20 protein-coding genes are annotated in these 20409 nt (G+C 56.5%); 4 read left to right on the forward strand and 16 right to left on the reverse strand.

Annotated elements, in window-relative coordinates; translation table 11 throughout:
- Positions 1 to 175: 175 nt before the first annotated feature.
- From VOI29_RS04350 to VOI29_RS04385, 8 genes are all read right to left on the reverse strand, one after another.
- Positions 176 to 1606, reverse strand: coding sequence for an amidase (locus VOI29_RS04350; RefSeq protein ID WP_323776210.1), 1431 nt, complete (start codon positions 1604 to 1606; stop codon positions 176 to 178).
- Positions 1593 to 3620, reverse strand: a complete 2028-nt coding sequence (locus VOI29_RS04355; RefSeq protein ID WP_323776211.1) for an ABC transporter permease — start codon at positions 3618 to 3620, stop codon at positions 1593 to 1595. Before VOI29_RS04355 ends, VOI29_RS04350 begins: the two co-directional genes overlap by 14 nt.
- A complete protein-coding gene (locus tag VOI29_RS04360) occupies positions 3617 to 4672 on the reverse strand; it encodes a quaternary amine ABC transporter ATP-binding protein (RefSeq protein WP_323776212.1) in 1056 nt (351 codons plus the stop codon). The genes VOI29_RS04355 and VOI29_RS04360 overlap by 4 nt, the downstream gene beginning before the upstream one ends.
- Before the next feature lie 89 nt (positions 4673 to 4761).
- Positions 4762 to 5709: a glycine betaine ABC transporter substrate-binding protein gene (locus VOI29_RS04365; RefSeq protein ID WP_323776213.1), complete on the reverse strand. Its 948-nt coding sequence runs from the start codon at positions 5707 to 5709 to the stop codon at positions 4762 to 4764.
- Between the two features lie 189 nt (positions 5710 to 5898).
- The gene (locus tag VOI29_RS04370; protein WP_323776214.1) at positions 5899 to 6726 is read right to left on the reverse strand and encodes a helix-turn-helix transcriptional regulator; all 828 of its coding nucleotides are present in this window, start codon (positions 6724 to 6726) and stop codon (positions 5899 to 5901) included.
- Positions 6727 to 7193: 467 nt separating this feature from the next.
- Complete coding sequence (locus VOI29_RS04375; RefSeq protein WP_323776215.1) at positions 7194 to 8159, reverse strand: glutathione S-transferase family protein; 966 nt, start codon at positions 8157 to 8159, stop codon at positions 7194 to 7196.
- Between the two features lie 11 nt (positions 8160 to 8170).
- Positions 8171 to 9001 (reverse strand): 4,5-DOPA dioxygenase extradiol, encoded by an 831-nt coding sequence (ygiD, locus tag VOI29_RS04380; protein ID WP_323776216.1) that lies wholly within the window; start codon positions 8999 to 9001, stop codon positions 8171 to 8173.
- Between the two features lie 52 nt (positions 9002 to 9053).
- Positions 9054 to 9617, reverse strand: coding sequence for a DoxX family protein (locus tag VOI29_RS04385; protein WP_323776217.1), 564 nt, complete (start codon positions 9615 to 9617; stop codon positions 9054 to 9056).
- Here VOI29_RS04385 and VOI29_RS04390 point away from each other — a divergent pair.
- Positions 9616 to 10512, forward strand: coding sequence for a LysR family transcriptional regulator (locus VOI29_RS04390; RefSeq protein ID WP_323776218.1), 897 nt, complete (start codon positions 9616 to 9618; stop codon positions 10510 to 10512). The two genes, VOI29_RS04385 and VOI29_RS04390, sit on opposite strands and share 2 nt — an antisense overlap.
- Positions 10513 to 10617: 105 nt before the next feature.
- Here the strand turns inward: VOI29_RS04390 and VOI29_RS04395 are convergent, their stop codons facing one another.
- The 7 genes from VOI29_RS04395 to VOI29_RS04425 all read right to left on the reverse strand — a co-directional run bounded on the left by VOI29_RS04395 (position 10618) and on the right by VOI29_RS04425 (position 17163).
- Complete coding sequence (locus VOI29_RS04395) at positions 10618 to 11373, reverse strand: HpcH/HpaI aldolase family protein (protein WP_323776219.1); 756 nt, start codon at positions 11371 to 11373, stop codon at positions 10618 to 10620.
- Between the two features lie 45 nt (positions 11374 to 11418).
- Entirely contained in the window at positions 11419 to 12339 is a 921-nt protein-coding gene (locus tag VOI29_RS04400) for a DUF6282 family protein (protein WP_323776220.1), read from the reverse strand.
- 57 nt (positions 12340 to 12396) lie between these two features.
- Positions 12397 to 13125: an NAD(P)H-dependent oxidoreductase gene (locus VOI29_RS04405; RefSeq protein WP_323776221.1), complete on the reverse strand. Its 729-nt coding sequence runs from the start codon at positions 13123 to 13125 to the stop codon at positions 12397 to 12399.
- Positions 13126 to 13235: 110 nt separating this feature from the next.
- Positions 13236 to 14507, reverse strand: a complete 1272-nt coding sequence (locus VOI29_RS04410; protein WP_051357631.1) for a TRAP transporter large permease — start codon at positions 14505 to 14507, stop codon at positions 13236 to 13238.
- Entirely contained in the window at positions 14507 to 15088 is a 582-nt protein-coding gene (locus tag VOI29_RS04415) for a TRAP transporter small permease (protein WP_323776222.1), read from the reverse strand. The genes VOI29_RS04410 and VOI29_RS04415 overlap by 1 nt, the downstream gene beginning before the upstream one ends.
- Positions 15089 to 15144: 56 nt before the next feature.
- The gene (locus VOI29_RS04420) at positions 15145 to 16152 is read right to left on the reverse strand and encodes a TRAP transporter substrate-binding protein (RefSeq protein ID WP_323776223.1); all 1008 of its coding nucleotides are present in this window, start codon (positions 16150 to 16152) and stop codon (positions 15145 to 15147) included.
- 87 nt (positions 16153 to 16239) lie between these two features.
- Positions 16240 to 17163, reverse strand: a complete 924-nt coding sequence (locus VOI29_RS04425; RefSeq protein ID WP_323776224.1) for a hypothetical protein — start codon at positions 17161 to 17163, stop codon at positions 16240 to 16242.
- Between the two features lie 222 nt (positions 17164 to 17385).
- On the opposite strand from VOI29_RS04425, the gene VOI29_RS04430 reads away from it, so the two are divergent.
- The 3 genes from VOI29_RS04430 (at position 17386) to VOI29_RS04440 (ending at position 20153) form a co-directional block, all read left to right on the forward strand.
- On the forward strand, positions 17386 to 18192 hold the full coding sequence (locus tag VOI29_RS04430) for an IclR family transcriptional regulator (protein WP_323776225.1): 807 nt from the start codon (positions 17386 to 17388) through the stop codon (positions 18190 to 18192).
- A 383-nt stretch (positions 18193 to 18575) separates the two neighbouring features.
- The gene (locus tag VOI29_RS04435) at positions 18576 to 18767 is read left to right on the forward strand and encodes a hypothetical protein (protein ID WP_323776226.1); all 192 of its coding nucleotides are present in this window, start codon (positions 18576 to 18578) and stop codon (positions 18765 to 18767) included.
- Positions 18768 to 19055: 288 nt separating this feature from the next.
- Positions 19056 to 20153, forward strand: a complete 1098-nt coding sequence (locus VOI29_RS04440) for an IS630 family transposase (protein ID WP_323776227.1) — start codon at positions 19056 to 19058, stop codon at positions 20151 to 20153.
- Here the strand turns inward: VOI29_RS04440 and VOI29_RS04445 are convergent.
- Positions 20150 to 20409 (reverse strand): helix-turn-helix domain-containing protein (locus VOI29_RS04445; RefSeq protein ID WP_323776228.1); only part of this gene is annotated, 260 nt, incomplete at its 5' end. The genes VOI29_RS04440 and VOI29_RS04445 overlap by 4 nt on opposite strands.

Consider the following 20409-nt stretch of genomic DNA (forward strand, 5'->3'; position numbering starts at 1 on the left):
ACCGTGAAAACTACCGCTTTGCACAAAGCAGGACCAAATAGCTCAAAGACAGTTCTTGAAGCTGACGGCCATCCCATTAGGTCAATACTGTTTGCAGGAGATGAGAAAGAAAAGCCGCGTGGCTGGAGTGTTTGCTCTAATCAGAGTCCCAGTGGGCTATTTCGGTTGGAAGATGTTAGAAGCCTCTAGTTGTCGTCCGAACTATTCGCTCCACTGCCGCCGCGACACGGAAAGCGCGCTGATCATCGTACGGCCGGGTGACAATCTGAATACCGACCGGAAGCCCGCTCCCATCGCAGCCGATTGGAACCGCCAGAGCAGGTAGTTGCCCTAACATATTGAAATGGGGTGTTGTCACCCAGTCATAGTCACTGTCAAGTTCGGCCCCGTTCACAATCATTCGTTCCCAGGGGCGCTGCTCGGCACCAACGCAGTTGGTCAGGACCACTGGGCAAATAAGCGCGTCAACCGAGTGGAGAATAGCAGAAAGTTCGGCATAGAGTCGCTTCTTGGTCTCAAACGCACGAGGGATCGCTGTGCTTGGGCAGTTGCGGGCGGCAGCTCCGACACTTGCGATATAGTCACATACATCTGCGCCATGTTGCTGAAGCATTCCGCTCAGGCTTTCTGCGATCAGACTAACAGCGTAGTCCTTTGCGTCATCAATCACGGTACCTGGCCAACAGATACTAGGTTCCTCAACGGAAATACCCGCCTGCTGCATTCGAGTGGCAAAGTCGCAGATGACACTCACGATGTTTCTGGCAGGAGATGACTTACCAAGATTAAGCGAAAGCGCGACACGGAGTGGTTCTTCGCCCGAATTGGTGAGTGGCAGCTCTAAACGCTCACGCAGTGAGCCGATGTCGGAGGGATGTCCACCGCTGATCACGTTTTGCAGCAACGCGCAGTCTCCTACACTGCGCGCCAATGGTCCAATCGCGTTATAGGGATCATGCCCCTCTGCCGGGTCGGGCACACGACCGGCAGGCGGTTTGTAGCCTACGACCCCGCAAAGCGAGGCTGGCACCCGGATTGACCCTGCGCTGTCCGAACCAATTGCCAGTGTACTAGTCCCTGCAGCAAGACTGGCAGCAGCACCGCCAGAGGAGCCTCCTGGTGATAGCGCCGGGTTCCAGGGGTTTCGTGTCACACCCCAAAGCCGTGTTGCAGTAATCCAGCCGAACGCCAGTTCCGACGTTGTTGTGCGTGCATGGATTATACCTCCGGCTTGCCGGATCCTGGCGACAACGGGATGGTCGCGGTGTGCCAGATTGTCTCGGTAAACAAGACTCCCGTAGGTAGTCCGGGCACCTTTCTGATCAATAACGTCTTTGACAGTGACAGTTAGCCCTTCCAGCGGGCGCAAATCCCCTGTGCGATCAAGGTAGCGCCGTTCGGCCTGCCGCGCCTGCTGCATCGCGGTGTCAAAGAAGGTTTCAGTGAAGGCGTTGATAACCGGCTCTACCTCTGCCGCTCGATTTATTTGTGCTTGCAGCAGTTCAACAGGTGACAGCTCCCCCGATCGGAACAATGCGAGTGCTTCTAGCGCGCTCAGCCTGCATAAGGCTGTATCCGGCGCTATCATCTGGTTAGCTAATTGCATCGTTTTTCTGCTTTGTGCGTTGTTGCAGCTTGCGGCTTGCCTGGCCGATCAGTCTGTCAGTGATTATTGATAGGAATGCGATACCCAGCCCAGCGACGATGCCCTCTCCGGGTTGCACCTTCGCGATTGCCACCAGCGTGTCGTGTTCTAGTCCGCGTGTGCCTACCAGCGCAGTGATCACCAGCATCCCGAAGGCGAACATGACTGTCTGATTGATCCCCAGCATGATATCTGGCAGTGCAAGCGGGAGCTGCACATGCCACAGCTTCTGCTTGGCTGTGCATCCGGACATATCTGCCACTTCGATGTTAGAGCGGCTGATATTTCGGATGCCTTGTTTTGCATATCGCACTCCGGGGGGCAGGGAATAGGCTACGATGGCGATGAGACCGGCGAATTCACCTACTCCGACCAGCATTACTACCGGTATGAGGTAAACAAAGCTCGGCAGTGTCTGAAGGGTGTCGATAATTGGCGTGACGATCCTGTCGGCGCTTTCGTTTAACCCGGCCCAGATGCCAATCGGCAATGCCAAAACCAGCGTGACGACCACCGAAAGCGCGACCAGGTAGAGCGATATCATTGCTGCGTCCCAGTAGCCTGTGATGGCAATGAAACCCAAAAGACCAAGGCTGACCAGTGCCAGTCGCCGTCCGCCAGCCCAATAAGCAAGCCCAGTGACAATTGCTATGAAACCACTCCAGGGTACATCAAGAAGGAAGTTTTTTATCGGGCGCATTGCATAGCCAATCACACCTTCCCGCACCGCCTTGATCTGAGTGTAAAAACTGTCGCTTACCCAGAGTATAGCATCGTTCCAGAAGCTACCTGTCGAAACGGTCAGTATCTCAGGGTAGGTTTGCAAAGCGGGAAAATAATACCCTGAGAAGTATGCGGCTGGTGTGAACAGAACCACTATCGTGGTCAGTTTGTGTTGTTGCCAGAAAAAAGCCGGCGCTGGCTCGGTATGGTTCGGTCGCCGGAGAGCAATAGCACTGGAAATCCGGTCCAATGCGATGGCCATAAGGGTTATGGCAATTCCGGCCTCGACCGCATTGCCAATCTTCAACGCTTTGAGCCCCTGATAGACCTTGCCGCCCAAGCCGCCCGCGCCGATGACAGAGGCGATGATCACCATTGCGAAAGTTAGCATGATGACTTGGTTGAGCCCGATCAGCAGATTCTGCCGAGCTGCTGGGACCATCACCAGCCACATCTTTTGACCCCGGGTGCAACCACTCATGGACCCAAAATCATTAATATTGGACGGAACCCTCTGAAGCGCCAGTGTAGTTACTCGTGCCATAGGTGGCATCGCGTAGATCACTGTTGCAATCATCGCCGCCACTGGGTTGAACCCAAAAAGCAATAGCACCGGCACCAAGTAGGAAAACGTAGGGATGGTTTGCATCACATCGTAGATCGGCATGAGCACAGCATTGGCACGAGGACTGCGGTACCCCCAGACGCCCAGCATAAGACCTAGCGCGAAACTGACCAAGACTGCGACTAGTACTGAGGACAATGTCAACATTGCCGGCAGCCAAAGCCCGAAGAGCAGAAAATACATCAGCGAAGAGAACGTAAGAAACGCCACGCCCGAACCGGCAGCCCACCAAGCGAAAAGTGTCATCGCCAGAACTACCGCCGGCCAGGGAAGCGAGGGGATGACGGTCATGCCGCCGTCATCGTGGTAGACAGTGAAGCCTTCCGCTAGCAAACCCTGTAGCCCCCGCATCGGGATAGCAATGACATCAGCGATGTCGCGCGTGACTTCAGCCAAGTTGACACCGCCAATAGAGAATTCGTTGACTAGATATTTCACTGCGACGGTGGCCGAGGTGGCAATTTCCCAGACCCGGCTCTCAGGATAATCGTGCAGCCAGCTTCCCTCTTCCACCGTCATCCAAACCAACAGGGTGAAAAGAATTGTGCTTGGCAGAACCAATGCTTTCCAATCCGGATAGGCAATCCTGCCGCTCGCTTTAGGAGAAATGTCACTTATGCCACTCATGCCGCCACCCCCAGGTTCATCAGCACAGCCGCGACCTGCCGTGCTTCAATAGTACCGATGATCTGTCCAGTCTCATCGGCTACAGGCAGCGGGTAACCGCTATCCAGCACTTTGCCTGCGACATCGCCGACAAGAGCATCTGCGTTTACTGGAGCACCAGCCAGCCCTGCCTGGACCTTCCCCATAATGGTGCGCACCCGAACCACCTTGCTCCGCGGGATTTTTTCTGTGAATTCGGCGACGTATTCATTGGCGGGCTGCATGATCAGCTCCTCGGGAGTGCCTATCTGCACTACGCGGCCTCCCTCCATAATCGCGATCCGGTCAGCCAATCGAACCGCCTCGTCAAAATCATGCGTTACGAAGACGATGGACTTGTGCAGCAGGTTCTGCAGGCGCAGGAACTCGTTCTGCATTTCCATCCGGATCAGAGGGTCAAGCGCTGAAAACGGCTCATCCAGGAACCAGATATCAGGTTCTGTGGTAAGGCTTCTGGCAATGCCAACCCGCTGCTGCTGGCCACCGGACAATTCATGCGGCCAGTAGTTTTCGCGACCGGACAGCCCGACCAGTTCCATCATCGCGCGTGCCCTGGCGAGACGTTCGTTCTTGCGCGCGCCCTGTACCCGAAGCGGAAAGGCAATATTGTCCAGCACACTCAGATGCGGCAGCAAGGCAAAATCCTGGAATACCATGCCCATTGTGTGCCGGCGTATCGTAATCAGTTCATCGCGCGAAGCGGTGGCAAGATCCGCTCCCTTGACCTTAAGGGAGCCTAGCGTTGGTTCGGCTAACCCGGTCATACAGCGAAGCATCGTCGACTTTCCCGAACCTGAAAGGCCCATTATCACAAAGATTTCGCCCTTGTGCACATCGAAACTCACGTTTCGAGCAGCAGAAATAACCCCTTCTTCCTTTAGAATATCTGATGTTAAATCCTGGCCATGCTTGCCGGCGACCTTCTTTGCATTGTCCCCGTACAGTTTCCAGACCGACCGGCATTCAATTAGTGTTTGCCGGTCTGAAGATGTAGAATTATGATTTATTGGCATTTTCGCCTCGTTTCGGCAGGGAGCCCGTACAGGCAAGGATGGCCCGGCTTTCAGAGCGGCCGGGCCGGAGTTCTAGAATTGAGGCGCCTCTACTTAATCCACATTGTCCAGATAGTTTCATTTTCAGCCATCCAGCTGGCAACAGCTTCGTCCAATGAAATGCCGTCCACGTCGACTGCCTTCAGAATGGTTGCAACCTGGGCATCTGCAAGCTCAAACTTGTCGATGATTGTTTTGGCACCAGCATCACTGTCGAGAAACTCCGCGTTCGCGTAGATCCACAACGCCCCAACCTGCACATTGCAGTCATGTGTCGCTTCAGCGTTTAGTCCCCAAGCAGGGTCAAGGTAACAATCTTGGCTGTATTCAGGGAATTTAACAAATTCGCCCTCACCACTCATAAAATACCAATGCGGCGTATATCCCCAGCCGATTACCGGTTCTCCGCGCCGGGCAGCCGTCGAGATCGTAGCCACGAGCGCTGCCGCGCTTCCGGAAGCAATTGGCTCAACATCTATTCCAAAGGCTTCTGCCATCTCTTGAACTGGCATGATCCAGTCAGCCGGGCCCTCAATAAAACGGGCCTTCGGAGCAGTTTCGGCTGTAGCCAGCGCCTCAATGCAAGCAGGCTGTTTCAGTGCCTCCCAGTCAGGCAAACCGGGGCAGTGCTCCTTAAGCGAAACCGGGTACCACCAGCCTTCGGCGGAACTCACCCCAGAAACACCCGCATTGACGGCTTTGCCGCTTTCGGTTGCACCTTCGCAAAGCTCCCAGGTGGATTGCCAGCAAATGGCGAAATGGAGATCGCCTGTTTGAATACCCGAAAAACTGGCCGTGTAATCCGCCTCAACATACTCCACCCGATAACCCGCTTCTGTCAGCGTCCCGCCGAGGATTTTCGAGATCACATCAGTGGAAGTGTCGCTGACAACCGGAACCACTATTGGTTCGGTACGGTTAGTGGCCAGCACTTCAGTGGCCGGTATTGCTGCAGTTGCAGCCATGACGGCTGCACGGGCAAAAAAATTCGGTTTCATGTCAAGTTCTCCCTGTTGATATAGCCGTCACGCGGAGCCGCATACCACGGTCCTGCGCTCACAACGGGGCTCTCCTCCCATTCGGATGATCGCTACGCGTTTTCAGCCCGACGAAAGTTGCAGATTGATCGGCAGTGGTGAAGTCGCGTACTGCATCTAAAATAGAGACAAGGTGCGACAGCTGTAGTCTCAGAAATGTGACCAAGGCCGACCGACAAATCCATGGTTGTCAGCCCTACTGACATTAAGCGTTGCTTCCCGGATTTCATCCGAAATGGCCGGATCATCTTCATTGAATAGACCTGATGCCTTCAGCGCCTGGCGAAGATCGATAGTTTGCCCTAGTGGTTCCCAAACGACATGATAGCAGGCTATGTCCCGCGTTGCGGCGCTGCTGATTCCAAGGCTTAGGCCAGTGAGAACCGAAGTTTGATCGCGTTGGGCAGGGTAGAGAATAGTAGTCCAGATCATTTGACCGGCGTTCATTTCGCGCTCATGTACGAATATCCGTTCACCGGTGTGGAACGCGATTCCTGTGTATTTTAGCGTGCGCCGTGATCGATGCTTGACGGAAGAATAGTTTTCCACATTTTTAATGTAAATATATCCGCGATCGCGATATACCTTCATAAGCGACCGCTGTATTTTCCCTTGAAACTCGATTGGACGGTAGTAACAATGATAATAGCCAATGAACGGCAACATCTCGGATAAGCTGTCGGGATTGATCCGATACAGCTTTGCAATATATTCTCCAAAAGGATCCGCCTCGTGCTCCAAAGGTCGCCGGACCGCAATGAGCTGACGGAAATCCTGGGCGTCCATTAGGATTTCGTGCTCTTCCACTCCAAAGTGGTCGCAAATCTTCAGCATATTTCTGTGCGATGGTCGGCTTTGACCGTTTAGGTATCGATGAAATTGTTGGCGGTTTATCGAAAGGCGTTCGCAAAGATCGGAAATCGAACGCGAATAACTGCACAATAAACGCAAGTTTTTCGAAAAATTTTTTACTGCCATTGTCACGCCTCTCTAAAAACGGAATCCTAAAACAGTGAAATCGAGGCCTGAACCCCAACTCCTAGTGCCTTTGAAGGTTAAAAAGTCTGCAAACTTATTTCATCGCCTTCTCCCTGAACATTTCTGTTGGTGTTTTTTCAAACCGAAAACTCTCTAATTATTTGGCGGGCTGCAAAAATTGCGTCGCCCAGTTGGTTGGCAAAACTCGGCACAAGCATTTTGGCGCAGAGCAACGTGGCATTTTTTTGGTCATTCCCCGCCGCGCTCATGAGCGGTGCCCTGCAACTAAGAGGCACTGAATGACGAACCAAACGCGGCAAGTGGTTTTGACGGGGGACGCGCGACATTCTTTTTCCACTGCTTTACCGGTGTGGACAAAGGCGATTTGCCTGCGGCTGGGGGATGTTATTGGCCGCCGCATGACACCGTCCATCCGCCTCTGCCAGACAGGGCATTTCCAGTTCGCACTACTGTGCGGCCCTAACAAGTCTGTGGACATGGGCCGGACCAGCCGGCCGTATTCCTGTGGGGTTGAGCGCCTTGATGGAGTAATAGCCCCTAGTGATATGGTCAATGTTCACTGTCCCTGCGACACCCGGCAAGCGCAAGACGCGTTCCAAATAGGCCGAGAGACGCGGATACTGAGCGATCAGTTTTCTGTTTGTCTTGAAAAGACCGTGATAGGCAGTGTCGAAGCGAATGAGCGTGACGAACGTCCGGATATCGGTTTCTGTCAGCCGTTCTCCCAACAGGAAGTCCCCGGTCAGCCGTGTCTCGAGCTTGTCCAGCATCTCAAAGACACCATCGGCCGCTTCGTCGTAAGCTTCTTGCGATGAGGCGAATCCCGCTTTGTAGACGCCATTGTTGAGACTGTCATAGATCTCGGCATTCAGCGCGTCGATCTGCGCTGCGAGGTCTTGGGGATAAAGCCGCAGCTGAGATGGGGCCAGCGCTTCGAAGGCGGTGTCGAACATGCGCAGGATATCGGCGCTTTCATTATTGACCATTACACCTTGCTTCATGTCCCAAAGCACCGGTACCGTCGCCCGGCCAGTAAAGGCGCGGTCGGCTTGGGTATAGATTTCGTGCAAATAAGCCGCTCCGAAGAGCGGATCGTCATCGGCACCCTCATAGCCGCCGAATTGCCAGCCCTGATCCGAAAGCACCGGATTTACCACGGTGACTTCGATTAGATCTTCCAGCCCCTTGAGGCTGCGTGCGATCAGGGCGCGTGAAGCCCATGGGCAAATCAGGGCCACAAAGAGCCGGTAACGCCCAGCCTCGGCCTTGAAGCCACCCGTGCCGGTCGGCCCGGCACTGCCGTCCGGCGTAATCCAGTTGCGAAAGCTGGACACTTGGCGAACAAACCGGCCTTTTTCATCGCTCTTTTGCACCGGATGCCAGTTCTTAACCCATTTCCCGTCAACAAGCATGTTCCTGCTCCTTACCGTGCGTGAAACACGAAAGAACGCATAGAAATCGACGCTAGGTCGATCGCATCGGTCATGAAAGTCAGATCATCACCCTCATTGGAAGCGCCTGCGATGGTGAGCGCAGGAAGGTAGTGATCTACAGATGGGTGGGCGATGCGCAGCAAGGTGCCTAATTCCTTTCTATCCGCCAGGGTGACGAAATCCCTATCGGCCAGCTTGTCAGCAAAGAGGCTGTCGAACTCCAGCGCGAAATCATGCGGCTTTGCCCCCTTCCCCCATTGAACAGCGCCCAAATTGTGCACCACGTTGCCGGAGCCCAGGATCAGCACGCCTCGGTCCCGCAACGCTGAAAGTGTCTGTCCGATCTCAAGCTGGTGCCAAAGCCCGCGGGTCATGTCGATGGATACTTGAAATACCGGAACATCCGCATCGGGATAAAGGTATTTCAGGACTGTCCATGCGCCATGGTCGAGGCCCCATGTGTCGTCTTCTGCAGCGTGATGGCTAGCCAGCAGCGATACCACCTCGCGAGCCAGCTCAGGTGCGCCAGAGGCAGGATATTGCTGGTTAAACAGCGCTTCGGGGAAACCACAGAAGTCGTGGATTGTGCGCGGCATGGCAGAAACATCCACCAGTGTCGTGCCCTTCGTCATCCAATGCGCGGAGACCACGAGTATCGCCTGCGGGCGCGGCAGGGTACTGCCAAGTTCGCTCCAGGCACGGCTATAGGCGGTATCTTCGATGGCGTTCATCGGACTGCCATGACCCAGAAAAACCAGTGGCATCCGCTGAGACGGCTTAAGCTGCTCGTACAGCGCGGCGAGGTTATGTTGAGTGCTCATTGGACTTTACCTTTCCGGGGAAGGGCCACCCACGGAGGTGGCCTCCTGTTGTTCAGGCAAACTGGCCCAGAGTCTTTTGCAGCGCTGGGAGGCGCAGCGCAAAGGCTCCGCTGCCCAAAAGCGCGATCGCCCCTTGTGCAACCGCCCAGAATAGTGGGAATTCCCAGCCGCCGCCTTGGTTAGAGAACATCCAGCCATTTCCGGCATGCACCCAGGTCGCGCCCAGAAGAACGGGGATCAGCGCCAACGATACCGCCCGCGTTGCCACACCGAAAATCAGAGCCAGCCCGCCCGCCAGTTCAGCGCAGATGGTCAGGTAGGCCAAAAATCCAGGCAAGCCGAGGCTCTCGAAGTAACCCACCGTACCAGCGACGGTGAAGACTTTCACTTTCAACAGGCCATGGGCCAGAAACAGGGCGCCGCTAGAGATCCTCAGTAGAGTGGCAGCGTATTGAACACTGGAAACGTTGGTCATGCCGGTATTCCTTTTTGTCAGCTTGGATGCCCGCGTGGGCTTCCGCGTTTGATCTGGGAGGACATTATCGCTTGCGCACATTCCACAAAATAGCGACATCATGGAATAACTATCCTCGTATTGTTCCAGAAAGCATTCCATGGATATTGTTGACCAACTCAAGGCCTTCGTGGCCACCGCTCAGACCGGATCGTTTACTGCGGCCGCAGGTCAACTGGGTGTCTCGAACCGGCTGACGTCAAAATATGTCGCCGAGCTGGAGCGCCGCCTCGGCACTCGGCTCCTGCAGAGAACCACTCGCAAGGTGGGTCTTACTCCTGCCGGTGACGAGCTTCTCGCACGGGCGCCTGCCCTGCTCGATGATCTCGATGACCTACTCGGCGAAGTTTCGGAAGGCTCACGCGGCCTCACCGGCGTCATCCGAATTTCGGCACCAGTGACTTTCGGAGAAGTCTATGTAGCAGAAATGCTCGCGCGATTTGCCAAACAAAACTTGGCCCTGACGATCGATCTTCGATTGAACGACCGCCATGTCGACCTGGCGAGCGAGGGCATCGATCTGGCCTTCCGCATGGGGCATTCTGAGATGTTATCTCTCAAGACGCGCAAGCTGGGCACGTTCGGCAGTCTCCTGGTTGCCAGCCCATCCTACATTGAACGGTGCGGATCACCTAAGTTTCCCGAGGATCTTGTAAACCACGCCTGTATTGTCGACACCAACCGCCGTGCGCCAAACAGGTGGCTGTTCGATCGGGATGGCACCGAAACGGTTGCGCATGTACGCGGACGTTTCCATGTCAATTCAGCGCGCGCCGCGGCCGCCCTTGCAGCTGATGGCGTAGGGATCGCATATGCCCCGCGCTTTGTGCTGCACGACACGCTCCAAACAGGATCATTGATGCCATTGCTTGATGACTACACTGGAGAAAGCGGGCCCGTCAGCGCAGTCTACCTTGAAGGACGCTCCCTGCCCAGAAAGGTCCGTGCACTCATAGAGTTCGCAATCGAGGACATCAAATTGACATCGATCCTTTGAGCCGCCGCGTTCCGGACCAGCGACCGCAGCACTAAGCCCGCCAAGGAGGCGGGTCACCTTCCGTGCCGAAATAACCGCCGGAATGCAATCGTCCGGCGGCTCAGTTCACGATGATAACCCCGCCGGCATCAACGCGGTGGCGGATTTGCGCAGCATGGATTGGTCCGATCCGCAAACAAACAGAGTAACGCCCTTGGCATGCCAGGACGGGATTTGATTTGCGTCACCTACGAACAGGCCAATGGCTTTCCTGGCCCTTTTCCCGGCCTCGACGATGCGCATGATGGCGTTGTCCAGCTCCGCCGAGGGCATCCCGGTCCCCATGGACTGGGACAAATCTGCCGGACCAATGAACAGCATGTCGACATCGTCAATCGCGGCAATCGCATCAAGGTGATCCAACGCGCCTGCGTCCTCGATCTGTACCATGACGACACTGGCGGCATCGCTGGCGGATTGATACTCCGGGATGCTCATGCCGCCGTAGTTGCCTGCACGCGGAGAGGGGGACAAGCCGCGTTTCCTGCGCGAAAACTTCACTGCGTCGCAAACGGCTTCTGCAGCCTCTTGGTCCATGACATGCGGCACCATGACCCCGGACAAGCCCAGATCCAGAAGCGGCGCAATCCAGTCAGTATCCGAACCCCAGCGCCGGGACAAAAGCGGCAGCCCGGCGGCGCGAGAAGCCAGCGCCATCATGTCCATCTGACTGATGTCTATCGGTGCGTGCTCCTGATCAATCACAGCAAAATCCAGCCCCGCATGCCCAAGTATTTCGACATTGTGCGGTGCAGGGGTTTTGATGAAGGTCCCGATCAATAGCTCGCCCGCCTTTATGCGCGTTCTCAGATCCTGTGCCATTCAAGAGTTCCTATTTTGGTCTGTACGTATCGCATTTCGGATCCGTTAAGCGGCCAACCCGATAACATCGGCAGCATTGGTGGACACCATGGCGTGGATCTGGGCGTCGGAATAGCCAAGCTCAATGCAGGTGGCGACACCGCGCTGGAACCCTTCCAAGGGGCTGAGTGTGCCGGTCTGTCCAAGATCGGAGCACAGGATCGTGCGTTCCGCGCTAACCAGGTCGATAAAGGCCTTCAGATCTTCGTTGTTGCGGGTCCGGAATTTCGATCCTTCCAAGAAGAAGGCCAGCGAATGCTCCACAAAGGCACCCATATCTGCGATTTCCCTGGTATCCTCCATGGAGGCGCCCACGATGTCTTCGGGATGGGTAAAGATCAGCCGCTCTACCCCGCGCTTGCGGGCCTCGGCAAAGACGATTTTGGTTTCCGAAACATGGATATGCCCGCTGGCAAGCGCCATGCCCGTGGATGCCATCACGTCCAGAAGATCCAGAACCTCGGGGCGCAGCTTTCCGCCTTCAAACAAGGGCACTGCTGTGGCTTTACGAATTTTCTGGGTCGAAGCGGGGTGCGCCCAGCCGGAGCTTTTTTCCCATTTCAGATGGTTTTCCGCCGCCAGCGTAGGCAGCCACACGATCCGCCCGTCCATCGCGGCGGTGTGCTCCACTGCATAGGGGTTGATACCGCCAACCACGTTGTTCAACACGATGCCCGAAAGGACCTGTGTAGATAGGTCCGAATAGTGATCGCGGATCATGCGGGCGCACATCACACCGGAGTAATCGTGGTCCTTGGTCACCATGGCCGCGAAGCCGGCCTTGGAATAGATCTGGGCCAGTTCCAGATGGTCCACCGCCCGGGGTGCAATGGACGGACCACTGTGGACATGCGGGTCAACCGCGCCTTGCAGGATCCCGGCAATCCGTTCTTTTTGTTCGGTTTCGATCGTCTTGACTTCGCTCATGGCTGACCTCCTGGTCGTGGTTAGTTCAAATCTCCGATGCCTTGACTGCTGCGGCAGTCACTTCCTGAGGCTCCAGGCTCCGTCCGGCACTTCATCCAGCGCGGTGCGCCAGGCGCTGGTCCGCTGGATAGGATGTGCTGCCATTTCCAGAGCCGCCTTAGCGGCCGCGGCCATATATGCCTGGCGCTCGGCGTCACTGGCGCGCGGAACTCCATAGCTGACGACAGGGTTTTGCACTTCGAAGCCCATGTATTCCAGGGCCAGCCTACGGATCGGCATCAAGAGCGGGCCAATCGGGCCATAGGCGCCGTCGCTGGAAAACCGTTCCGGCGTGCCGCCGGTGGTGACACTGACCATCGCGCGGCGTCCCCTGAAAAGCCCGGTGCCGAAGCGCCGCCCATCCACATAGGCAAAGCCATAGCTCATCACCCGGTCGATCCAGCCTTTCATGAGTGCCGGGGGCCCACCCCACCACAGGGGGAATTGCAGAATCAGGTTGTCGGCCTCTGCCACCCGCGCCTGTTCCCGCGTGATTTCCCCGGCATAGCTGCGATGGCGTGCGGCATGCGCCTGCTCGGCCTGCAGGTGAAACCGGTCGGGATTTACCGCGCCTTGCATGTCGTGCCGCCCGGCATCCGCCCGGAACCCATCTGCCGCCAGATCCGAGACGGTCACGCAGTGACCTGCCTCTGCCAGCGCGCGCGCCATGGCAGCCGCAAGGGCATGGTTGAAAGACGACGGTTCGGGATGGGCGACGACGATCAGAATATTGCGCGGTTCAGCCATCGGCCGGAACTCCGTCATGCTGCCGCTCTTGCAGGAGCAGCGAAGATGGGGTGATACCCGCAGTCATGGCGCAGGTGGTGATGAATTTGCGATTGGCCATGGAGCGTCCCTCAGAACAATGCGCGCGGTATGAAGAGTGTGAGCTGCGGGATCAGCGCGATCAGCGCCAGGACACCCAGGCAGATCCCGACCAGCGGCAGCGCCTCGCGGATCACCCGCGTGAGCGGCTCGCCAGAAATAGCCGAGGCAATAAAGAGAAGGATGCCCACCGGTGGCGTGGCCATACCAATCACCACGTTTAGAACCACGACAGTTCCGAACTGAACCGGATCCATCCCGATGATCGCTTGGATCTTGAGCAGAATGGGCATGGTCAGGATCAGGATGGAAATCGGTTCGAGGAACATGCCCAAAATCAGCAGGAAAAGATTCAACAGCAGCAGGATCACCCAGGGGTTCTCGGTAATCTCAAGCATCGCATTTGCGATAAGTGTCGGAACCTGCTCCAGAGTGAATACAAAAGACACAATGCTGGCCATTGAAGTGATGAACAGGATCGAGGCCGATACCAATGCGGTGGCGATTAGCGCATTCCATACCCGTTCTGCGGTTAGGTCCCTGTAGATGAACCCGATGACCAGCGCATAGGCAACCGCCACGGCGGCAGCTTCTGTCGGTGTAAAGATCCCGGCCTTGATGCCGACCAGAATGATCAACGGCAGGATCAGCGCCGGAAGCGTGCGTCTGGTGGCAGTCATCCGTTCCCTGAACATCATTTTTTCGGTCACGGGGAACCCCTCGTGACGGGCCCGCCAAGTGGCGTAGGCCAGCAGCCCGGCGGCGATCCCGATCCCTGGTGCCACACCGGCCAGGAACAGCTGCCCAATCGACGCTCCTGACAAAACACCATAGATGATCATAGTGATCGACGGAGGGATGATCGGCCCCATGACCGAACTCACGGCAATCAGCGCTGCGGCGTAGGCAGCAGGCATTCCTTGCCGTGACATTGTCGGGATCAGGATGGTGCCGAGCGCCGATGCCTCGGCCGTTGCGCTTCCTGAGATGCCGGCAAAAAAACCTGACGACAGAATAGAAACGGAGGACATGCCGCCGCGCCGGTGGCCGACCATGGCACGGGCAAAGCTGACGATCCGGTCTGTTACCCCCCCCACGTTCATCAGAGATCCAGCCAGCAGGAACAGCGGAATGGTCAGCAGCACGAACTGATCGATCCCGGCAATCATCCGCTGCGGCAGCATCAGCGCCATCATCCCGTTTCCGGACAAGTAGAGGTAGATCGTTCCGCCGATTCCCAATGCCAGTGCAATGGGAATGCCGCTGGCCAGAAGCCCTGCGAAGACAAGAAAAAAACTGCCCATCAGACCGAATCTCCTGTTTTTGCCGAATGCATGTCCGGCGTTTCTGTATTGCCGAGGAACTCGGACCGGAACCGGGCTGCCAAGTCAGCAAGCACATGCAACGACATGAGCGACAGTCCAACGGTTACCGAGACATAGACCCAGCGGATTGACAGGCCCAAGGGCGCACCAGTCAGGGTTTCCCAGATGAAATCAAGTGCCGGGATGGTCTGGCGGTCAAAGCGGGAGGCGAAGTCATAGCCATGCCAAGCCATCAGGCCCAGAAAGAACAGGACTGGAATGGCCGTCAGCGCACTGAGTATCCATTTCGCGCGCGGCGGCAGCCTGGCGGGCAAGAAATCCAGCGCAACGAACTCGCCTTGTGTATAGGCCAAACCCAACACCAGGAATGTCTGCCAGATCAACAAGTAGCGGCACAGCTCTTCTGCCCAGATAAGTGAATCACCAACCACATAGCGGGCGATGACCTGCGCAATCATTATACCAACGATCATCGCCATGAAGACCCCGGCCAAGGTACGCACGGCCAAAAGATATCCTCGCACGATGGCCGGGGTTTTGCTGGTGGAAGCGGGTGTCATGAGTTATCTTTCCGTGTTGCCCTCCGCGCGAACTTGGCCGCGCGGAGGGGGAAACCTCACCCTGCCTGGCCAGTCTGGCCTGCGGCGGTGGCAAGTTCTGCTATCAGCGGATCCTTGGCAGCCCACTCCGCGGTCACGCCCGCTACCTTGGCCCGCATTGCGTCCAGATCCGCCAGTTCCAATACTTCGACGCCTTTCTGCTTCAAGGTATCGCGGCCCTCGGCATCCTGTGTTTTGGCATAGGCCAGTGTTGCGGTAACCGACCGGCGGCCGGCCTCTGTGACGGCGGCTTTTTCCTCGTCGCTGAGCGTGCCCCAGTAGCGTTCCGACATGAGGGTCGTCATGTGCCAGGGATAGTGGCCAGTCAGCGTGAGATGCTTGCCGACTTCCCAAAGGTTTTCGCCCAGCATCGAGGAGATATTGATTTCCACCGCGTCAATCACCCCGGTTTCCAGTCCCCCGTACACTTCGCCATAAGGCATTCCCACCGGAGAGGTTCCCAGCGTTTCCCAAATCTGCTTGTGCAGCGGCACGGGAACGATCCGCGTTTTCAGGCCCGCCAGATGGTCAAGGGATGTGACCGGGTTCTTGACTGACAGGAAATGCCGCTGGCCGGTATCGGCAGTGGCCAGTCCGACCAGCCCGGCTGCGCGCAGGTCGTTCTGAATCTTTTGTCCCGCGTCACCCAGCGCCAGTTCACCGAAGTGATCATAATCGCGCACTAAGAACGGCAGCTGCCAGCCGTTCATCGCCGGCCGGCCGGTGACCAGCGGGATCAGCACGCCGGACACGGCGGTAACGTCCATCGTCCCGGCCACCGCGCCTTCCAGAAGCTGCTTGTCGTCCCCCAACTGACGGTTCGGAAAGATGAGCACGTCGAAGGCACCCGGCAAAAGTTCTTCCAAAGCCTCTGCGAAGCTTGTGACCAGCTTGTGGCCCGGGTGCAGTTCGTTGGCGGCATGGGCAATCTTCATGGGCTTGCCTGCAGCACGTGCAACGTGGGGCAATGCCAGCGTTGCAGTCAAGGCTGCGCCGGATTGCAAAAGGGTTCGTCTGGTGATCATCGGATTCTCCTCCCGAAATTGTCATGGGTACGTGCTGTGCGCCAGCGCGGGTGCCGCGATGACTGGTTGTTGCCGTTATTCAGGCATTCAGGCCGGGCCTTCTTCAGGACCTTCCGGCATCGGATAGTCCTCCGCGTTCAGCACCCATCCCGCCTTTTGTGAGAAGTCCTTGCGCGGAGGGCTGAAAATATCGGCCAACTGATTGCTTCCGGTCCCGGTTGCCCGGGTTGTGTGGATAACAGGCGGCGGGATGACCAGCATGGAGGGCGAGGCCATCTCTATCGCCTTGTCGTCACGCCAATCCGCCATGTCACTGGTCCAGGGCCAGCGCAGGTAATGGGTAAACTCCCCGCTCAGCGCCAGAGAGCCCTGTTCGAAGTCATCATGATGGTGCGGCGACATTTTCGCGGTGTCGCGCGGGCCTTCGAAGGGGTCCAGCACGTTGACCATCAGCGTGGTGCAGCGGAAGATCCGGCCGAAACGCCCTTCTTCCTTTGGCACGTCCAGCGAATAGGACCGGATTTTCCAGCCGTCCCTTGGTTCAGGCCAGGGCTGAAAGGCCGGGATGTGAGTGCGCGGTGTATCATAGCTGCGCGCATTTCTGCAGGCTTCGGCCAGATCGGCGTTTTGGGTGGAAAACAGGCGCACCAGTTCACCGCCACCAGGCATTTCAACGCGGCTGTCGCCTGGCGGGACAAAGGCAATGGAGTATCCCGGAACCGTTTCGCGGGTTCCTTCCCATTCGATGACCGCTCCGGCTTTTGGCAGCAGCACCGCATATTCATCCACTTGACCGCTGCGTGCGAAGACGGCGCCAGACACGGTCTGGGAAAAACTGATCAGGAAATTTTGCCCCCTCATGAGCCAGGTCTTGCCAGTACCATCTTCAAGCTGGGGGACTGCGGTGTAAAACCGCCCCTCCTGCTGTTCGGCTACCAGTCCGGTTTGCCCCGTCATGTCGCTTGCCCCAGCCGGCGCAAGCGACGCCCGCGGATCCGATTTGTCATACATCCTTGAACCCTTTCCCGCCTGTGTATCCGCCTGCCAAGCATCGGGACGGTTGTGAGATGATAGCTGTCATTTCCGCTCCCCTTCCCTTGATATGTTTCGTGTGTCGATACATAATGTTCCTGCTAGCGAAACATAAATACAGACATCCGGCACTGTCAAGCATTGCGAAACCAGAACGGTTTGAGCAGGTTTACGCGGCCGAAAGAAAAAGGAGCCCGATCCATGGTGGCGGAAAGCGCGGAAAATAAAGACGTGATTCAGAGCGTCGCTCTTGCATTGCAAGTCCTTGAAACTCTTGCGAATGCGGATGCGGATATGGGCGTCACCGCCTTGGCCTCGGCGCTTGGCACAACCAAGAGCCGGATCCACCGCCATCTGCGCACTCTGGTTTCGCTTGGATACATTTCCCAATCCGGAACAACCGAAAGATACCGAATCGGATCCCGGCTGATTGCCCTGGGTCAGGCGGCTTCCGGTACGGTGGATCTTCCCTCAGTGGCAATGCCCCATATGCGAACGCTTCGTGACCGTACCGGGCACGCCGTCAGCTTGGGAAAGATTGAAGAGGATGGCATCCGGATCCTTAATACACTGCATGGCAACATGCAGATCGACGTTGGTGTCCGCCCTGGATCGCTGCTTGGGTTCGCAAATTCGGCCCAAGGCAAAGTTGCCCTAGCGTCGATGCCGGAACATGCGCGCCAAGATGTAATTCCCGAAACGCTTGCCGCAGGCACCAAATTCACTATCACGGACAGAGCAGAGCTTCTTGCCCACATTGACAACATCGCCGGCCAGGGTTGGGCAACCGCGCCAAATGAAACCATGCTGGGCCTGAATGCACTTGCGTGTCCGATCTTCAACTCAGAGCGGGCGCCCATCGCCACGATTGCCATCGTTAGCCTGACCGAATTTATTAAAACCCCGCCAGAGCAGAGCCAGATAGCAGCCGTATCCGAGGCGGCGGCACGTATTTCAGCCGAGATTGGGTTCGAAAAGCAGAAATCAGGTCTGCTCCAAGAGATTTAGTCCATGACAAAGGTGTTGTAGCGCCTCCCCGGCATTCCCGATCGGTGTTCAAATCCGGGCGCACTATCAGGCCCGAAGTTGCTGATGTCAGGCACACGACATTACAACCCGAAAGCAAATTTGCCTGACAAATAGACCAAGAACGGCTCTGTAGTCCTGCTTTTGTTAAATAAGTTAGTCTACTTAACCTGAATTCCGACCGTTATACGTGCGGCTGGATGTATCCGGGCTTTAGCTTTTGTACCATGAAGAAATTCACCTCGAAGAATGCTGTATGAAAAATTCCTTCTGGGTCTGTCTAAGAATTCAGGAGCCGCGGTTAGACTCGCTAAATCTGCCCCATCAAAAATGGGGCTGTGATCTTGGAAGGCTCGAGCAAAAACATGAAGAAACTGAAAGCGCCATTTTCAGAAGCCGCTTCAAGGGTCAGAAACCTGACAAAACTGGGCATCAACGAAGGCTTGTTCAGTATTTTGACCGGGAGTACGGATGAAACGACCATTCGCCTCCTGCTGCGGCTACCACCATTATGCACGCGACAGCACTTTTTTCAGCGTGATGTGGAAAAAAGCTAAGTGACGGAAATGGAGCCGGAAAGCTGATCTCAGGCCGGAGTTCTGAGAAGGAACACAGGATAAACGATTTGCGAAAGTTACCGGGTGGCACCAAGTACCCGCTTCAGGCCAGGCAACGTCTTACATTGTGAAACACGATCGCCACTATTGCCTTACAGCCATCAGTGCGGTCAGATCCTTGAAGCCCTCAAATAAAACGCCGCCATGCACTGCAAATTACAAGCCTTGATCCTAGTCACCCGGAACCAAATTTTCCATCATTGGTCAGAGGCAAATCGGGGGACAACCATGCGTGGGCGGGCATCAGTTTCAATCGAATTGAGCGAAGGTGAGCGGGCATTCCTTGAGGCGCAATTGCGCAGGCACAAGGCGGCGCGATCACTGTCCGATCGGTGCCGGATCGTGCTGAGATGCGCAGATGGCCTGTCCAGCAAGGATGTCGCATCGGAGCTTGGCCATTCCGAGCATACGGTCGGCAAGTGGCGGCGGCGCTTTGCAGAGCATCGTATCGAGGGGCTTTCGGACGAATACCGTGCGGGGCGCCCACGTACGGTATCGGATGCGCAGGTGGCCGATGTCATCAAACGCACTTTGGAAACCACGCCGAAGGATGCGACCCACTGGTCGATCCGCTCAATGGCGGCCGAGACCGGCCTGTCGCATACCACGATCCGCCGCATCTGGAACGCTTTTGGGCTGCAGCCGCACCGCGCGGAAACCTTCAAGCTGTCCACTGACCCGCTGTTCGTGGACAAGGTGCAGGACGTGGTTGGTCTCTACATGTCGCCGCCAAACCGGGCTATCGTTTTGTGTGTAGACGAAAAATCCCAGATCCAGGCGCTGGACCGCGAACAGCCGGTATTGCCCATGGCCCCCGGCGTGGCCGAGCGCAGAACCCACACCTACACCCGAAACGGCACGACATCGCTGTTTGCCGCCCTCGACATCGCCACCGGCGCGGTGATCGGAAAGTGCTACAAACGTCACCGTGCGACGGAGTTCCTCGACTTCCTGAAGGAGCTTGATCGGAGAATGCCGGAGGGGCGGGACGTGCATATCGTCATGGACAACTATGCCACCCACAAGACGCCGAGGACCAAAGCCTGGCTGGCTCGCCGCCCGCACTGGCATGTGCATTTCACGCCAACATCGGCAAGCTGGCTAAACCAAGTAGAACGGTGGTTTGCCGAGCTGACCCGCAAGCAGATCCAACGCGGGGTTCACCGCTCCGTCGCGGAACTCGAAGCCGATATTGCCGCCTTCATTGATGCGCATAACGAGAACCCCAGACCCTACAAATGGGTCAAGTCCGCCGATGAAATCCTCGCCTCCGTCAAAAGGTTTTGCCAGAAAACACTGGCAGGAACTTCAGATTCAGGTGACTAGGTGAAATCGTCATTGAAAAACAGCCGGTCACTTCCGGATACTCCTTGCGGGCTTCGTTGCTCAAGCAAATCTCTATTTTGCCTGGGCGTCAGTTTCAGAACAATGCCTCGGCCCCAGACCGTTTCCAAAAGAATGGACCGGCCAAAGGTCTTTCTTAGTTTTGTACGTAATCGGTGCGCGTAGACGTCAATAATCTTTTCTTTTGGCTCTTCTTTTCCGGCATAAAGCCTATTCAGGATCATCTCCCGCGGCACTA

The sequence above is a fragment of the Leisingera sp. genome, from assembly GCF_034669605.1.
Classification (GTDB): domain Bacteria; phylum Pseudomonadota; class Alphaproteobacteria; order Rhodobacterales; family Rhodobacteraceae; genus Leisingera.

What these genes read in the sequence shown, in the direction of transcription:
- VOI29_RS04370 (WP_323776214.1), bottom strand. Translation starts at nt 6,726, where the DNA reads ATGGCAGTAAAAAATTTTTCGAAAAACTTGCGTTTATTGTGCAGTTAT.
- VOI29_RS04390 (WP_323776218.1), top strand. Translation starts at nt 9,616, where the DNA reads ATGGATATTGTTGACCAACTCAAGGCCTTCGTGGCCACCGCTCAGACC.
- VOI29_RS04410 (WP_051357631.1), bottom strand. Translation starts at nt 14,507, where the DNA reads ATGGGCAGTTTTTTTCTTGTCTTCGCAGGGCTTCTGGCCAGCGGCATT.
- VOI29_RS04430 (WP_323776225.1), top strand. Translation starts at nt 17,386, where the DNA reads ATGGTGGCGGAAAGCGCGGAAAATAAAGACGTGATTCAGAGCGTCGCT.
- VOI29_RS04360 (WP_323776212.1), bottom strand. Translation starts at nt 4,672, where the DNA reads ATGCCAATAAATCATAATTCTACATCTTCAGACCGGCAAACACTAATT.
- VOI29_RS04385 (WP_323776217.1), bottom strand. Translation starts at nt 9,617, where the DNA reads ATGGAATGCTTTCTGGAACAATACGAGGATAGTTATTCCATGATGTCG.
- VOI29_RS04405 (WP_323776221.1), bottom strand. Translation starts at nt 13,125, where the DNA reads ATGGCTGAACCGCGCAATATTCTGATCGTCGTCGCCCATCCCGAACCG.
- VOI29_RS04395 (WP_323776219.1), bottom strand. Translation starts at nt 11,373, where the DNA reads ATGGCACAGGATCTGAGAACGCGCATAAAGGCGGGCGAGCTATTGATC.
- ygiD (WP_323776216.1), bottom strand. Translation starts at nt 9,001, where the DNA reads ATGAGCACTCAACATAACCTCGCCGCGCTGTACGAGCAGCTTAAGCCG.
- VOI29_RS04350 (WP_323776210.1), bottom strand. Translation starts at nt 1,606, where the DNA reads ATGCAATTAGCTAACCAGATGATAGCGCCGGATACAGCCTTATGCAGG.
- VOI29_RS04375 (WP_323776215.1), bottom strand. Translation starts at nt 8,159, where the DNA reads ATGCTTGTTGACGGGAAATGGGTTAAGAACTGGCATCCGGTGCAAAAG.
- VOI29_RS04435 (WP_323776226.1), top strand. Translation starts at nt 18,576, where the DNA reads ATGAAGAAACTGAAAGCGCCATTTTCAGAAGCCGCTTCAAGGGTCAGA.
- VOI29_RS04440 (WP_323776227.1), top strand. Translation starts at nt 19,056, where the DNA reads ATGCGTGGGCGGGCATCAGTTTCAATCGAATTGAGCGAAGGTGAGCGG.
- VOI29_RS04400 (WP_323776220.1), bottom strand. Translation starts at nt 12,339, where the DNA reads ATGAGCGAAGTCAAGACGATCGAAACCGAACAAAAAGAACGGATTGCC.
- VOI29_RS04365 (WP_323776213.1), bottom strand. Translation starts at nt 5,709, where the DNA reads ATGAAACCGAATTTTTTTGCCCGTGCAGCCGTCATGGCTGCAACTGCA.
- VOI29_RS04425 (WP_323776224.1), bottom strand. Translation starts at nt 17,163, where the DNA reads ATGTATGACAAATCGGATCCGCGGGCGTCGCTTGCGCCGGCTGGGGCA.
- VOI29_RS04420 (WP_323776223.1), bottom strand. Translation starts at nt 16,152, where the DNA reads ATGATCACCAGACGAACCCTTTTGCAATCCGGCGCAGCCTTGACTGCA.
- VOI29_RS04355 (WP_323776211.1), bottom strand. Translation starts at nt 3,620, where the DNA reads ATGAGTGGCATAAGTGACATTTCTCCTAAAGCGAGCGGCAGGATTGCC.
- VOI29_RS04415 (WP_323776222.1), bottom strand. Translation starts at nt 15,088, where the DNA reads ATGACACCCGCTTCCACCAGCAAAACCCCGGCCATCGTGCGAGGATAT.